General features: G+C 71.2%; 8 protein-coding genes. 7 read left to right on the forward strand and 1 reads right to left on the reverse strand.

The window, feature by feature from the left end; all coding sequences use genetic code 11:
• Positions 1-56 precede the first annotated feature (56 nt).
• The 7 genes from WMF46_RS03850 (at position 57) to WMF46_RS03880 (ending at position 9,142) form a co-directional block, all read left to right on the forward strand.
• Positions 57-278 carry a hypothetical protein gene (locus tag WMF46_RS03850; protein ID WP_437984352.1) on the forward strand — a complete coding sequence of 74 codons (222 nt, stop codon included), beginning with the start codon at positions 57-59 and terminating at the stop codon, positions 276-278.
• 34 nt (positions 279-312) lie between these two features.
• Complete coding sequence (locus WMF46_RS03855) at positions 313-2,085, forward strand: hypothetical protein (protein ID WP_437984353.1); 1,773 nt, start codon at positions 313-315, stop codon at positions 2,083-2,085.
• A gap of 248 nt (positions 2,086-2,333) precedes the next feature.
• Complete coding sequence (locus WMF46_RS03860; protein WP_437984354.1) at positions 2,334-3,380, forward strand: hypothetical protein; 1,047 nt, start codon at positions 2,334-2,336, stop codon at positions 3,378-3,380.
• Between the two features lie 104 nt (positions 3,381-3,484).
• Entirely contained in the window at positions 3,485-4,864 is a 1,380-nt protein-coding gene (locus WMF46_RS03865; RefSeq protein WP_437984355.1) for a hypothetical protein, read from the forward strand.
• Positions 4,861-6,249 (forward strand): hypothetical protein, encoded by a 1,389-nt coding sequence (locus WMF46_RS03870; RefSeq protein WP_437984356.1) that lies wholly within the window; start codon positions 4,861-4,863, stop codon positions 6,247-6,249. Before WMF46_RS03865 ends, WMF46_RS03870 begins: the two co-directional genes overlap by 4 nt.
• Positions 6,246-7,970 carry a CHAT domain-containing protein gene (locus tag WMF46_RS03875; RefSeq protein ID WP_437984357.1) on the forward strand — a complete coding sequence of 575 codons (1,725 nt, stop codon included), beginning with the start codon at positions 6,246-6,248 and terminating at the stop codon, positions 7,968-7,970. Before WMF46_RS03870 ends, WMF46_RS03875 begins: the two co-directional genes overlap by 4 nt.
• Before the next feature lie 371 nt (positions 7,971-8,341).
• Positions 8,342-9,142 carry a matrixin family metalloprotease gene (locus WMF46_RS03880; RefSeq protein ID WP_437984358.1) on the forward strand — a complete coding sequence of 267 codons (801 nt, stop codon included), beginning with the start codon at positions 8,342-8,344 and terminating at the stop codon, positions 9,140-9,142.
• Between the two features lie 126 nt (positions 9,143-9,268).
• On the opposite strand, the gene WMF46_RS03885 is transcribed toward WMF46_RS03880, so the two are convergent.
• Positions 9,269-15,064 (reverse strand): nSTAND1 domain-containing NTPase, encoded by a 5,796-nt coding sequence (locus tag WMF46_RS03885; RefSeq protein WP_437984359.1) that lies wholly within the window; start codon positions 15,062-15,064, stop codon positions 9,269-9,271.
• Positions 15,065-15,401: the final 337 nt, after the last annotated feature.

Here is a 15,401-nt window from a genome sequence, read left to right on the forward strand (position 1 = left end):
GCACCCTGGCGACACGTTTGCCGGGTCGATCCGCGCCCGGGTGAAAGGACATTCTCTTGAGCTCGAGAGCACTGACGAACATCCGCCGCGCCCTGCCCGCCGTGCTGGCGCTTCTCTGCGGCGCTTGCAGCAGGGAGCTGGGCGACGGGCCCTGGGCGGGCGCGGCGGGCGGTCCGACCCACCCCACGGGCTCGACGCGCGCCGGCGCGGCCCTCCAACCTCGTTCCGCGGAGCCGGCCGCGGTGCAGCGGGTTCAGCAGCTCTCGCGCTTGCAGTAGCGAGCTCAGACGCGTCGCGCCGGCCTCCATTCGGATGAACACCACCCTCCAGGAACGTGCCAGGGCAGCCGGGCCCGCCCCGAGCCGCCGCCATTTCATCGCCTGGTGCCTCGCGGTCCTCGCCGGCGCCGCGGTGCTCTTCTCCCTGATCCATCGGTACGCCGCCGACTACCCCCTCGCCCTCGACATCACGAAGGGCGCGATCGCGTCCTCCGCCGTGCTGGGCCTCCTCTACGAGGCGCGCCGCGGACGGCAGGGCCGGCCGATCGCCGAGCGGTGGAAGAAGCGCGCCGCCTTCGGGGTCTCGGCCCTGGCGGTCGTCGCCTACTTCGAAGGCTTTCACTTCGCCTACCCCTCCTTCTACCACCGCTGGGAGCACTATCATTACTACGTCGGGGCCAAGTACTTCCCCGAGATGGCCTACGACGACCTCTACAAGTGCACGGTCATCGCGCAGGACGAGCTCGGGGTCGTCACGTATGCGGACGAGCGCACCGGTCTTCCCGTCACGATCGACATGAGCGCGGAGGTGCGCGAGCCGGACAAGAAGATCCGGAACCTCGGCGTGGACAACCTGTTGATCCCCGTGGGCGGGCTCCTGGAGCACCCCGAGGCCTGCAAGGAGCGCTTCTCTTCGGAGCGCTGGGGGGCCTTCAAGGCGGACGTGCGGTTCTTCCGGACAGCCTCGGAAAAGGGCTACTGGGAGGACATGGCGAAGGACCACGGCTACAACCCGCCGCCGGTCTGGACGATCATGGGGCGCGTCCTGGCCGAGCTTCATCCGGCCACGACAGGTTATCTCCAGCTCCTCGCCAGCTTCGATATCGCCTACCTGCTCGGAGTGTTCGCCGCCCTCTACTGGGCCTTCGGGTGGCGCGTCTGCGCCGTGGCGGTGATCTTCTGGGGGTGTCAGTCGCCGGCGCCGTTCTTCTGGACGGGCGGCGGCTTCCTCCGGAATGACTGGCTCTTCTTCCTCGTCCTCTCGGCCTGCCTGGTGCGCAAGAGGTGCTTCAAGCTCGCCGGCGCGAGCATGGTCTACGCAGGCCTGCTCCGCGTCTTCCCGGGCATCGCCGTCCTCGGGTGGCTCGTCGTCGCAGGGAGCTACCTCTTCCGGCACAAGCGCATGGCGCCGTCCCACGTGCAGGTGTTGATCGGCGGCGTCCTGGCCGCGGCCGTGCTGATCCCGGTGAGCCTCACGGTCGCTGGCAAGGACTCGTATCAGCAGTTTTACGAGCACACGCTCAAGGTGCACGACCAGACCCCGGTGACGAACCACATGGGCCTGCGGGTCCTCGTGGCCCACAGGTTCGGATCAGGGGTCGAGTCCGGCAGGATGAAGTACACGAAGGACGTCACCCTCACCGATCCCTTCGAGGTGTGGAAGCGAATGCGCAGCGAGCGTTATGCGAGGTACCGAGGCGTCGCCTACGCCATCGTCGTCGCGAGCTTCGCGATCTTCGTTCACGTGGCTCGGCGGGTGCGCTCGCTCTGGGTGGGGGGGTGTCTGGCGCAGATCTTCATCATCCTGCTGTCGCAGATCACCTGTTATTACTATGTGTTCATGATCTTGAGCGCCCCGCTCACCCGGTTGAGGCGGCATCTCGAGGTCCCCCTCCTCGGCCTGGCGGCGCTCAGCCAAGGCATCTGGAGGTGGAGCTCATGGAACGATGACAGGTACACGGTGCTCACCGTGGCGATGCTCGCGTTCTGCTATTTCCTGCTGTACACGCTCGCGAGGGAGGCGCGCCGCGGGGAGGGCGCGCGTCATCGACCGTCCGGGAGCTCGGTGGCAGCGGTGCTCAACTAGCTAGTGCCGCACGTCAGAAATTGGGCTATGGCTGGCGGGGTCCCGTCGGGGGGATGCATGCTCGATCCCACGCCGCGGGCGAACCGCTCGCACCCCGGGTCTCCCCTGTGGACCCGATCGACCGCTGGAAGCGAGCATGGAGGAGCGGTGCGCTCCTGCTGCAGCCTGGCGAGGTCATCCAGCGTGATCGTCGGAGATCGGAGGCGGGGCGCGGCACGCCGCCCGACGTGCGCTCATCCAACGAGCTCATGGCGGGACCGGAGCCAGCGAAGCCGTTCAGGGGAGCCATCCGGACCTCGGTGTCGACATCGACGGACGGGCTGGTTGCAGGACAGGAGTTCTCCCTCTTCGTCACGGTGCAGAACCCGTTCGAGGCGCCGCTCTCGCTGTGCCGCGTGAGCACGAGCCTGCCCGCCGAGCTCATCGATGTCGACCGGCAGTGGACAGAGCAGCGGATCGAGAGGCTCGAGGACCGACTCGCCGGGATCGAGGGCGCCGCGCGGGCGCTCGCGCCGGGCGGCGACTCCCTCGGCTCGCGGCTGCGCCGCTCCGTCCGGCGGCTGCTGCGGCGCCGCCCGCCCGGGCGCGGCGCGGCGCCGAGAGCGCCCGCGATCGCGCGTGATCTCCGCGGAGCAGGCGGCGAGGCCGGGCTCGCGGCGCTCCACCCGCCGCTCCGGCACAGCACGGGCCTCCGGGGCCGGGGACCCACGGCGGGCGCCTGGAACGAGGACGGCGAGGAGGGGGGCACCGCGCCCGAGGGGCTCCTCGGCGACGACGCAGGCGCGGTCCGGGGCGCCATCCTGTCGTCGTGGGCCCCGGATCCTCCGACGGTGCTCCAGGCCGGGAACTCGACGGCGCGGAGCTTCACCGTGCGATCGCGGCGCACGCTGTGGTTCCGCACCGCGTCGTACCGGCTGCTCATCGAGGTCGAGTACGAGATCGACGGCGCGAGCAACGTCGACACCATCGAGCACGTCCTCGAGGTGAGCTCGTCGCTGGCGAGCATGATCTGCGGCGCCGTGCTCGGGGGCGTCGGGGGCTGGTTCGCCGCGCGGGGCGGCGCCGCGCCGTTCGACGTGGAGGCCGGCTTGAGCCTCGCCGTGTCGCTCGTCCTGGTCACGATGGCGGTCGTCCTGCTCGCGCGCAAGAGGGACGTGCAGCCCATCCTCGCGATCGAGGATTTCTGGGGCGGTGTCGCCGTCGGGTTCTTGATCGCCTATTCAGGACCGAGGCTCTTCGCAGGGCTCTTCGGTCTGCCCGCGCCGGCGCCGCCCGCGTCGAGCGCCCTCATCTGACAGCGATGCTGCCGAGCTCGTGCAACGTCGGGAGAGTTGGGAGAACGGAAGCGCAGCTTTACATCCTGCCCTGCGCCGTTAAGCAGACCGGGAGAGGAGGAGCCGTGTCCACTCTGCGTGCCAGGGCGACCGCCGAGCTCCAGCGCCGGATCGACGTGCTCCCGCGCGACGTCGCGCGGTTCGAGTCGTCCGCCGCGGCGAACACGCGAGGTTTCGGGATCCACACGAGCCAGGTGCTGGCGCTGAAGATCCTCATGAACGAGCTGATCCAGCGCCAGAGAGGCATCCTGGAGCGGCTCGGAGCGGACCTGTCCGACGCCGACTTCGCGGATGGCTTCGGCAAGCTCCTCGTCGAGATCGCGGGCGCGCACGGGGTGTGGAACATCTTTTCTCAGACGCTCGCGCAGCGGGAGCAGCCGGCGCTCGCCCCCCCGCTCGACGCGGCCGACCTCGTGGCCGCCGAGTGTTACCAGGTGTGCATGAACAAGGCGCGCAACTGGGGCCTCGTCCCCCGCGAGGGGATGCGCGAGCCGCCGCTGGTCTGCCTGGAGGCGCACTACGGGCCGGTCGCCGTGAGCCGCCAGAACCCGCTCCGCGCCCTCCGCAGCTCGCTCCGGAGCTACCGCGACCTCCGGCTGCCGATACCGATCGTGCTCCTGCCGGCCGATCAGACCGAGTGCGCCTGGCTCCTGGTCATGCTCTGCCACGAGGTCGGCCACAACGTCGATCAGGATCTGGCGCTCTCGAGCGAGCTGACCAGGGCGCTGCTCCTCGGCACCGACGGGGAGATCCCGTCCGACCGGCAGGAGATCTGGTTCGGCTGGACCCGGGAGATCCTCGCCGACGCGATCGGTGTCCTCCTCGGCAACGCCGGCTTCGCGCTGGCGCTCGCGTCGCTGCAACTCGTGCTCGCGCCCGGCAGCCAGCAAGGCGAGCTTGACCGGCACGATCCTCACCCGCACCCGATGATCCGCGTCCCGCTGCTCGGCACGCTGCTGCGGCGGCTCGGGGTCGCGGCGCTCGCCGGCGCGGCCGACCAGATGGAGCAGGACTGGCGGGCGCTGCCCGCGCCGGCCTGGGTCGCGCCGTTCCTCGGCGACCTCGGCGCGATCACGGGCACGTTCCTGGAGAGGAAGCTGGACGCGCTCGGCGGTCGCGCGCTCAGGGAGCTCCACCCGGACGTCGCGGCCGACGTGAAGCGGGCAGACGCGCTCGCGCGCTTTCTCAGGAGCGGTGAGCTCCGCCCGGCGCCGGACAAACCCTCGCATTTCCCCTACCGCCTCGTGCCGGTCGCGGCGCAGCTCGTGGTCGCCTCGGCGCCGTCGCCGGTCGAGCTCGGCGCCGTCCAGCGGCGATCGATGGAGTTCTTCGCGGCGATCCCGCGGCCGCCGATGCTGGCGGGCGCGGCGTCACTGTCCCCGCAGCGCGCCGCGTCCTATGCGCGGATCGCGCGGTCGGTCGACTTCGCTGGAGATGGCGGATGACCACGAGACCGAGCGCGCAGATCTCTCGATATCCAGAGATCCTCGTCCGCATCGCCCCGCTCTGCCTCGCGGAGCCGGTCACGCCGCGCACGACCGGCCGCCGCGTGTGCCGGCGCTACCACGCGTGGATCTACACGAAGCTCGATATCTCCTCCCTGCTGCTCGGGGACCCCGGCGCGGTCGAGCCGGGCGGCGCGCCGCCGCCGCCCGAGATGGAGGGGCTGCCGCTCATCGGCCATGAAGAGATCTGCGTCACCTGGCTCAGCTACGCCGAGTATCTGAGCATCTTTTACGGGGGCGAGGAGGCCCTGCTCGAGCTGCGGCGCCGCCTCGTCGGGTCGATCTCCCGCGGGCTCGGGGCGATCCTGCGGCTCCGGCCGCGCGCGCCCCGGCGGCTGCGCATCTGGTGGTCGACCGAATCGCCCGAGCTCGAGGAGCTTCCCTGGGAGATCCTCTTCCTCGGCGTGCACCGCCCGCCGTGCCTCTCGATCGTGCGGGGGATCCCGGGGCGGGTCGTGCCGCCGCTCTCCCTGCGGGAGGGACAGCCGCTGCGCGTCGCCGTGGTCGACCCGACCGGCGGCGCGCCCGCCTCGCTCTCCGAGGCGCTGGAGGGCCTGGGCTCCAGCATCGAGGTCGCCTGGATCGAGGAGGACGATGCGCGCAACGCGCTCTCCGCGGCGATCCAAGCGGGATTCGAGGTGATCCACGTGGTGGCCGACGGCATGGTGCCGCTCGGCCTGGAGGGCCTCCTCGAGTTCTCGGGGGACGAGGACGACACGCTCTCGCCCCTGGAGCTCACCTCCATGCTGCGCGGGTCGAGCGCCACGATCCTCTCGCTCACCCCGCCGGAGGTTCCCCGCGTGGGCCACGGCGGCATGCCCACCGTGTACCACGCGTTCGCGCACTTCGGCCACCAAAGCGGCGATGGCCCCACGATCGCCGCCCAGCTCGGTCCCATGCATCCCCGCGTGTACCGCGAGTTCTGGCGCGCGTTCTACGAGCGGCTCGCGGTGTCGCTCGACGTGGAGGACGCGATGATGGCGGCGTCGCAGCGCCCCCTCCTGACGCCCGTCGTCCTGTTCCTCCGGCACCGCTTCGGCCGGCAGTTCACCCGGCAGGGCGACGAGGCGCGGCGCTCTCCCACGTGGCCGACGTTCGGCGCGGGGCAGACCCCGGAGGGCGACGTGCCGCTCACGCCGGCGCAGGTGACCGCCGATCTCTCGTGCTCCCGCGACCTGCTCGACGCGGCGAAGATGCTGGAGGCCCGCTACGCGTCGCTCGGGCTCGAGTTCCCGGGCAAGGGCCTCATCGAGCGCGAGGGCCAGCGGCAGGCCGCCCTCGATGAGGCGCTCGAGCAATCCCTGTCCGAGGACACGGAGCCATGAGAGCCCCCGAGTTCGTTGTCGACATCGAGCCTGGCGGGGGCTCGCGCCTGCGGCTGTGCGTCCACGCCAGCCACCTCGCGGCCATCGATGACGAGCTCGAACGGCCCTTTCCGAGCCTCCCGCCCGCGGAGCTCGACGAGCTGCGGAGCGGCTACGGGTCGGAGCAGATGACCGAGATCCTGGCCGAGCAGGTCACCGGCTGGCTGCTCCAGAGCGATCTCCGCGGCCACCTGGGCACCGCAGTGAACGCGGCGACTCAGCCGTTCCGGATCGTCTTCCGGCCGCACCCGGCGGTGCTTCCGTACCTGCACGACGTCCCCTTCGAGCTGCTCAAGCTCGACGCCGACCGGCTCGCGCTGCACCCCTTGGTACGGGGGATCGTCCACTCGTACAAGCGCCACCGCGGGGTGGCCGCGCCGCCGGCGCTGCGCTGGAGCTGGCCTTTCCGCGTGCTCTTCGTCCGCACGAACCCGAAGGACCTCGGCGGGGACGTGCCGCCCGTGCTGCCCATCCGCGATCGCGTCGTCGCGATCGCGCGCGGGTGCGGGCTCGCCGACGTCGTGGAGGTCGCGGTGCTGAGCAGCGAGGCGGGCGCAGGCGGGCCCGTCACCTACGACGCCTTCCGCGCCGAGCTGCGCAACGTGCGCTACGATCTCCTCGTTTACCTGGGGCACGGCGACCTCCAGGAGGTCGGGTTCGATGGGTTCCCCCCGATCGGCGTCCTCCTGTTCGAGCTCGACGGCAGCGACTTCGCCAACCCGATCCGCGCCGATCAGCTCCGGAGCGAGCTCCTGAACCGGCCCGTGCCGGTCGTGGTGCTCGCGGGCTGCATGACCGCGGCGGGCGAGGTGCTGCGTGAGCGGCTGCCGCAGTGGATGCGCGGCAACCAGAACGTGGCGCACTCGCTGATCCACGGCGAGTCCGGCGTCCAGTGCGCGATCGGGATGCGTCACCGGCTGGAGGCGGCGGACGCCGAGCGCTTCCTCCAGGCGTTCGTCCTCAGCCTGCTCAAGGAGAGCCCGGGCGACGTCGAACGGGCCGTGCGGGCGGGACGCGAGGAGATGTTCGCGCAGAAGCCGTACCCGCCCAGCTGGTCGGCGCCCGTCCTCTTCCGCGCGGCGAACGTGGAGCCGCTGTTCGACTTCCTGTGCACCGCGCCGACCGCGTTCGACCCGCTCGACGAGCACGACCAGGCGCTGCGAGAGAAGGCCTGGAAGAAGCGGAGCGAGCTGCCTGCCACGCTGCCCCCGGAGACTCGACATTTCTCGAGCTTCCTGCTCGATACGGTGGAATTGGCGTTCCTCGACCGCAGGCAGCAGGGGGGGGCCACCCTGGTGTGGCCCGCGCGGAACGAGGCGAGGCCCGGCGATACCGTGAAGGTGTCTGTCCAGCTCATGGAGTCGGTCTCCGTGTCGCGCCTGGAAGGACGGCTGTCCTTCGCCGAGGCGATTACGGTGCGGGCAGCCCGGCCGGCGTCGGCGCTCAAGGCCGCGGGGCTGCGCGCGTTCTTCGCCCTGGATCAACCGGGCGAGGTGCGGTTCGTCGCGTCCAGCCCTTCCGGAGAGCCGGTGACGCTCGGCGCTGGTCCGCTGTTCGAGGTCGACCTGACGCTGCCCGGCGTGTTCCCCGCCGTGTACGAGTTGCGGGTTGACGCGCTCGCATCCGAACCGAGGTTGTTCCTGTGCGGCTGGAACAATGCGATCGTGGTGCCGCTGCCATGAGGCCGCGCCGGGGTCGATATGAAAACGATCACGCCGGAGGAGCCGCCGCAACCCTCGTTGCTGGAGGCTCACCCCGAGCTGCGGGCGCTCCTCGACCGGTCCGAGCGCTTCCGCCGTACCGAGGAGCGCTATCGCATCGAGATCGAAGGTCAAACGCTCTACCTCGTGCGGGGGGACACGCTCGGCTCGCGCGAGGAGCTGCTCATCGACGCGCTCGTCCGCGGCTCCGCGCCCGAGAGCGCCGACCCGCTCAGCCGCGCGCTCTTCCTTGAGTTGCCCGGACACCTTCAGGAGGTGATCCGCGGTCTCACGCGATCGGAACCAGAACCATCACCCAAGAGCCCGGGTGCTCCGGGCCAAGGAGAATCGCCATGGCCATCACCGATCCGGCCATCTCGCAGAAGGTAGGGGAGCTCAAGACGAGGCTCCCCACGTTCGAGCTCGATGGGAAGCTGATGTATGTCGCGGAGGGCGACCTCCTGCTGGAAGAGGAGCAGCTCGCCGACTACGTGCCTCACGCCGCCAACGTGGAGCCGCCGAACCTGGACGCCGGCCCCGGAGGGGAGGGGCTGGTCGGCATCCTGCAGAACGGCAGGCCGGTGCGCTGGCGTCCGGGGTTCGTGATCACGTACTGCGTGCTCAGGGCGACCTTCCGGGACGAGAGCCAGTACGCGACGGTGCGCGCCAACATGCTGACGGCCACGCGCGACTGGGAGGAGACCTGCGGCGTGTCGTTCCGCCACGTAGCCGAGCTCGACGGGAGCACGAGCCGCCCCGCAGAGGTCGTGTTCCCGGTGCGGCTCAACCTCTCCGGCGGGGATTTCATCGCCGCGGCCTTCTTCCCGAACGACCCGGTCGGGAGAAGGCAGATCCTGATCAATCCATCCTACTTCTCGCCCTCGCTCGGGTTCAACCCCGTCGGCGTGCTCCGGCACGAGCTGGGTCACGTCCTCGGCTTCCGGCACGAGCACATCCGGAGCGGCGCTCCGCCCGAATGCTACCGGGAGGATACGTCGCAGACCATCAACCTCACGGCCTACGATCCCAGGTCGGTGATGCACTATTTCTGCGGCGGCGTGGGGAACCCCGAGCTCGAGATCACCGAAGTCGACGTGCAGGGGTCGCAGCGGGTGTACGGCATGCCGCTCTCCAGGTTCCGCCTGGTGGCCTGAAGGCCGGGGCGCGCACCGGCGTGGCGCCGACATCGCTTCTGAGCGCCTGAGCGGCGCCATCGCGCGGGGCGACCCGACCCAGGCTGGGCATCACCGGTCGGCTGAGTCGCTCGGACGGACAGCCGGTTATGGTCGGGTCTCCGGGGTAGCGGCGCGGGCCTCCTCGACACGACGCAGGCAGGCGTCTCGGTTCTCTCGGGCCATGGGCTCGGGCACGCGAAGGAGCTCTATCCTCCGCTCGACGGGCATGCAGTAGGTGGTCGCGGTCCACAGCTTCGGGTCGTCGACGCCGCGGAGCGGCTCGAGGTCGGTCCACACCCGCACGAGCTTGTCGTCGCATCCGGCGACGATGCGCTTGCCATCCGGGCTGAAGGCCACGCTGTTGGCCGGGGAATCGAAAACGCGAAGGACCAGCGGCTCGCCCGTCCCGTCGGCACGCCACACGCGCACGGTTTTGTCCTGCGACCCAGTGACGATGCGCCCTCCGTCGGGGCTGAACGCCGCCCCCAGGACCCAATGCTCGTGGCCGCGCAGGACCAGGGGCTCGCCCGTGCCGTCGGCATTCCATACCCGTGCGGTCTTGTCATAGGACGCGGAGACAATGCGCATGCCGTCAGGGCTGAACGCCGCGGAGTAGACCCCATCCTCGTGGCCGCGAAGGACCAAGGGCTCGCCCGTGCCATCGGCGTTCCACACCCGCACTGTCTTGTCCCAGGACGCGGTGACGATGCGCTTGCCGTCGGGGCTGAACGCCGCGGAGTAGACCCCATCCTCGTGGCCGCGCAGGACCAGGGGTTCGCCCGTGCCATCGGCGTTCCACACGCGCACGGTCTTGTCCCTCGACGCCGTGACGATGCGCTTGCCATCGGGGCTGAACGCCGCCGTCATGCCCCGGTCCTGGTGACCGCGCAGGACCAGGGGCTCGCCCGTCCCATCGGCGTTCCACACCCGCGCGGTCTTGTCATACGAGGCGGAGACAATGCGCCTGCCGTCCGGGCTGAATGCCGCCGACATGCCCCGGTCCTGGTGACCGCGCAGGACCAGGGGCTCGCCCGTCCCATCGGCGTTCCACACCCGCGCGGTCTTGTCATACGAGGCGGAGACAATGCGCCTGCCGTCCGGGCTGAATGCCGCCCCCATCACTCCACTCTCGTGGCCACGGAGGCGCAGGGGCTCGCTCGTGACGTCGGCGTTCCACGCCCGCGCGGTCTTGTCATAGGACGCGGTGACGATGCGCTTGCCGTCGGGGCTGAACGCCGCCGACACGACCGCTTCTTCGTGACCACGAAGGAGCAGCGGCTCGCCCGTCCCATGGGCGTTCCATACCCGCGCGGTCTTGTCATAGGACGCGGTGACAATGCGCTTGCCATCGGGGCTGAACGCCGCCCAGTAAACTGCAAGCTCGTGGCCGCGAAGGACGAGGGGCTCGCCCGTGCCGTCGGCGTTCCATACCCGCGCGGTCTTGTCATAGGACGCGGTGACGATGCGCTTGCCGTCGGGGCTGAACGCCGCCGACGCGACCGCTTCTTCGTGACCACGAAGGACGAGGGGCTCGCCCGTGCCGTCGGCGTTCCACACCCGCACGGTCTTGTCCCATGACGCGGTGACAATGCGCTTGCCATCGGGGCTGAACGCCGCGGAGTAGACCCCACCCTCGTGGCCGCGGAGGACGAGGGGCTCGCCTGTACCGTCAGCGTTCCACACCCGCGCGGTCCTGTCCAATGCCGCAGTGACGATGCGCTTGCCGTCAGGGCTGAACGCCGCCGAGGAGGCTCGACCTTCGTGCCCGCGAAGGACGAGGGGCTCGCCCGTGCCGTCGACGTTCCACACCCGCACGGTCCTGTCCCATGATGCGGTGACGATGTGCCTGCCGTCGGTGCTGAACGCGGCCGAATTTACCACATCGTCGTGACCACGAAGGACGAGGGGCTCGCCCGTGCCATCGGCGTTCCACACCCGCACGGTCTTGTCCCATGACGCGGTGACGATGCGCTTGCTGTCGGAGCTATAGCGCGCATGCATGACCGCCTCTGGATGGCTGAGCACCGCGCGAGCGAGCCCGCTGTGCAGCGCCCCGTGCGCGAGATCGGCCCACCCTCGCGGCACAACGGGCGGCTCGACCTCGCGCAGGATCGCGAGCACGGTCGTGGGATCGGCTTGCAGCTCGCGGGCCGTGGCCATGCGGGTCGCGTTGCGCGCCTCCCGGGCTTCGACCTGCGCGCGAGCCGCCTCCTGGTCAGCGCGCATGGCCTGCTGATTGGCGCGCGTGGCCTGCTGACTGGCACGGATCGCCAGGAACGACACGATGACCGCGATCGCGCTCAGCGAGACGGCCGTGCCGACGGCGAGCCGCCGGCGCAGACGCCGCGCGTGCTCGACCAGGCCCACGACGGCCAGCAGGTATCGCTCCTCGCGCTTGCCGAGCCCGACGTGCCAATCGGCTCCCCGGTCGGCGCGACGGCGCTCGTGCCACGCCCTCGCGTCCTCCGCCGCGCGGTCGCGCCAGAGCAGCCCCTCGGCCTCACCGCTCGCCTTCCACTGCTGGGCCGCGGCGCGCAGCCGGGCCAGGAACTGCGCGTCTTGCTCGCTCTCGGCGAGCCACTGGCCGAGCTTCGGCCACCTGTCGATCAAGGATTCGTGGACCAGCTCCACCGTCGTGCGGTCGCGCGCTCCTCCGGCCTCGTCGCTACCAGCCTCGATGTGCAGGAGCCGCGCGCCCGCCAGGCGCTGGACCACCTGCGCGACCGCGTCGTCGGCGGCGCCCTCGCCGTCCTGCGCTGCCTCGCGGAGCTCGTCCAGGCTCACCACCGCGCGCGTGCGCTCGGGCGTGACCAGGCGCAGGAGCACCGCCCGGGCCAGCCGCTGCTCGCGCGACGGCAGCGACGAGAGCACCGCGTCCGCGTGGGCGGACAGCGCGCCGGCGACGCCGCCGAGGCGTTCATAGCTGTCCCGCGTGAGCAGCCGGCGCTCGCGATCTCGCGTCTCCCACAGCTTCGCGGCCGTGAACTGCAAGAGCGGGAGCGGGCTCCGCGTGCTCTCGAGCGTGCCCAGCATGTGCTCGATCATCTCGGCGGTCTCGAAGCGAACCCCGGCCGCCTCGAGCGGCCGCGTCAGGGCCTCGCGCAGGCCATCGCGCCCCATGGGCCGCAGGAACCAGAGCCCGTGGGTCACGTCGGTCATGAAATTGCGGTCCTCGGCCACGCGCTCGAGGAAGTCCGAGCGGACGGCGAGCAGGACGCGCAGGGGCGACGACGCGTCGTCGGCCGCGCCCTCCAGACAGGCGACGAACGCCGCCCGCTCCTCGGAGGGGGCGCCGAGCGTATAGAGCTCCTCGAGCTGGTCGACGAAGAGCACGATACGGCGCCTCCTCCCTTCATGCCGACAGCGCGCGCGCAGCCGGGCGCCCAGGACACCTGGCTGGGTGCGCAAGGTGGCGACCAGCGCGTCATGATCGGGCAGCTCGGGAGCGCCCGTCGCTGCCCCGCTCCCCGCCGTCGCCAAAGGCGTGGACTCCGCCTCGGCGACCTGCACGAGCACATCGGCGAGCGCGGACAGCGGACGGCGCCCCGGCCGCAGGATGAACGCCTCCCAGTGGCCTTCGGCTCCCTTCAAGGCGGGGATCACGCCCGCGCGCACGAACGACGACTTGCCCGCCCCGGAGGGTCCGGCGATGACGACGAGCTGCTGGCTCCGCACCCGCTTCGTCATGGCGGCGATGTCCCGATCGCGGCCGAAGAAGCGCGCGGCGTCCGCCTCCTGGAAGGCGGACAGGCCGGCGAACGGGCTCTCGTCCTCGCCCAGCTGGAGCGCCCTCCGGCCGGGCAGGAGCGCCTCGAGCTCGGCGAGGAGCTCCCTGGCCGAGCCGATGCGCTCGGCCTGGCGCTTCTTCAGGCAGCGGTCGACGAGGGCGCCGAGCGCGCCCACGTCCGGGCGCCTCTCGCTCAGGCTGGGCATGGGGACATCGACGTCGACGATGGCCGAGAGCCGCGCGTACGAGAACGGGTGCAGCGGGTGCTCCCCCGTGAGCAGCTCGTAGAGCAGGATGCCCACGGCCCAGAGGTCGGTGCGACAATCCACGTCGCTGCCCAGCAATTGCTCGGGCGACATGTACCCCGGCGTGCCGACGATCGCGCTCTTCCGGTGCCGGCCGGCGTCTCCTGCGAGCGCCGCCCGCGCGCTCCTGACCGAGGCGACCACGCTCGCGTCGATCCGCTTGGCGAGGCCGAAGTCGAGCACCTTGATGCACCCGGCGTCGTCCATGCGGATGTTCTCCGGCTTGAGATCGCGGTGCACGATCCCGAGGTCGTGCGCGCAGACCAGCGCGCGAACGACAGGCACCATGACGTCGATCACGGTGCTGGCCGCCCTCGGGCCAGGCGGCAACTGGGCGGCCGGCGACCCGGGCGCGCTGGGTTGCTCGCGCTGGGCCATCCATTCGCGCAGCGTGCGCCCCTTGATGTACTCGAGCACGAGGTAGGGACATCCAAGGATCTCGTCGACCTCGTGGATGACGACGATGTTCTCGTGCCTGCAGCGCGCCGTGGCCCGCGCCTCGTCCAGGAAGCGCTCGACCCTCTGCCCGGTGTAACGGAGGAGGAGCTTGATCGCGACCAGGCGGCCGAGCGTCGTGTCGCGGGCCAGGTACACGACCCCCATGCCGCCCCGGCCCAGCTTGCGAATGATCTCGTAGTGCTTGAGGACGTCGCCGGCCTTCAGGTGCATGCGGCCGGCGATGGGCTCCGCCGGCGCCCCCGCATCAGCGGTCCGGAGAGGCACGGCGTCGCGCGCTTGCCCGCTGGATGTCGGGCTGGCCGGGACCTCGGCGAGCGTGCACGCGGGCTCCTCGCCGGAGGTCCCGGGCGCGCCCAGGTCGTCAGGGTGGATCGCCGCCTCCCGTCCCGAGGCGGTCAGGGCGCGACCGGCGGCCTCCTCTCGCCTCGCCCCGGCGCCGCTCGGCGCGGCGTCCAGGATCAGGTCCTCCCGGCGGAGCCCGGCCACCTCGCAGGCGTCGAGCTCGCACAGCAGACCGTCCGCCGTGCCGGCCCGCGCCGCGACATCCTCGATCGTCGCCCGTCGCAAGATGGCCCCGAGCGGGTGATCGAGGAGCGCGCGCGGGATCCGGCCGGGCTCGCCGCTTTCCGGCGTGAGAGCGTCTCCGTCCGGAGACATTCCGCAGGCTGCCCGCCTGCCCGTGAGGCACTCGAGGAACACGAGCCCCCACGCGTACAGGTCCGAGCGCGCTATCGGCGCGAACCCCCGGCGCTGCTCGGGCGCCGCGTAGGCCTGCGCGCCGACGAGCTCGGTGCCGGAGGCGTGCGCTCCGTCCGCTCCGCCGCGCGCTCCGGCGGCGACCGCGGCGAAGCCGAAGCCGAACAGCAGCGCGCTCCGCTCTGCCCCCGAGGGCACGACCATCACGTGGGCCGGCCTGACGTCCCCGTGGACCATGCCCTGCCGGTGCGCGCAGGCCAGCGCGTCGAGGACCTGCCTCATCAGGCGTCGCGCCTCCTGCGGCTCGAGCGCGCCGTGGACCGACAGCAGCTCGGCCAGGCTCTGCCCTGGCGCGCGCTCGAACACGGTATAGAGCTGCCCCTCGTCCGTCTGTCCCGCGTCGATGAGCTGGACGATGTTGGGATGGTGGAGCCGCGCGCAGCGGCCCATCTCCCGCAGGAAGCGCGCGCGGCGGCGTCGCGCGATGCCCCCGGAGACCCCCTCCGGGAGGACGCGTACGACCTCGAGGACGACGGGCTGCCCACCCGCGATCTGCCGCCCGTGGTAGATCGCGGCGTGGGGGGTCTCCCAGGGCGAGGAGAGGATCTCGTAGCGGCCCTGGAACAACGTCCTTGGAGCGAGGGTCACCTGGTTCATCATGGTCCCTCCCGTCGCGGCCGCCTCGCGTGGCAGCTGCGGGCGAAACGCCCTCATCCGGATCGATGTCGCCGACACAGCGAGCCCGGCGGTCGAGCTTGCCCCGCGCCCGCGGAGAGAGCTCGATGAGGTGGCCGGCCCGACTCTGGGGCAGCCAGCCTCGATGCCCCCCATCGCATCTTTCTATAAAGCGATCCCCTCTCCTCGTCCGGCGTCGGCGCACCTCAGCGCGCCGCGTGGAGCGCTGTGCCGGACGAGCATGGCGGCAGGGCCAGCCTGACGAGCGCGTGGGGGCAGAGGGCGCCTCGGACAGAGCCGAGCGCGCATGGCGAAGCGGGGCTCCGGCCTGGTCTTGTGGCGTCGTCGGACTCGGTGGATGGGGGCGTCCGGCGCG

This window comes from Sorangium sp. So ce117 (assembly GCF_051524395.1).
Taxonomy (GTDB): domain Bacteria; phylum Myxococcota_A; class Polyangia; order Polyangiales; family Polyangiaceae; genus Sorangium; species Sorangium cellulosum_B.

Excerpts from the sequence above, each read along its gene's own strand:
- WMF46_RS03855 (WP_437984353.1), top strand. The coding sequence starts at position 313 with ATGAACACCACCCTCCAGGAACGTGCCAGGGCAGCCGGGCCCGCCCCG.
- WMF46_RS03885 (WP_437984359.1), bottom strand. The coding sequence starts at position 15,064 with ATGAGGGCGTTTCGCCCGCAGCTGCCACGCGAGGCGGCCGCGACGGGA.
- WMF46_RS03880 (WP_437984358.1), top strand. The coding sequence starts at position 8,342 with ATGGCCATCACCGATCCGGCCATCTCGCAGAAGGTAGGGGAGCTCAAG.
- WMF46_RS03860 (WP_437984354.1), top strand. The coding sequence starts at position 2,334 with ATGGCGGGACCGGAGCCAGCGAAGCCGTTCAGGGGAGCCATCCGGACC.
- WMF46_RS03870 (WP_437984356.1), top strand. The coding sequence starts at position 4,861 with ATGACCACGAGACCGAGCGCGCAGATCTCTCGATATCCAGAGATCCTC.
- WMF46_RS03875 (WP_437984357.1), top strand. The coding sequence starts at position 6,246 with ATGAGAGCCCCCGAGTTCGTTGTCGACATCGAGCCTGGCGGGGGCTCG.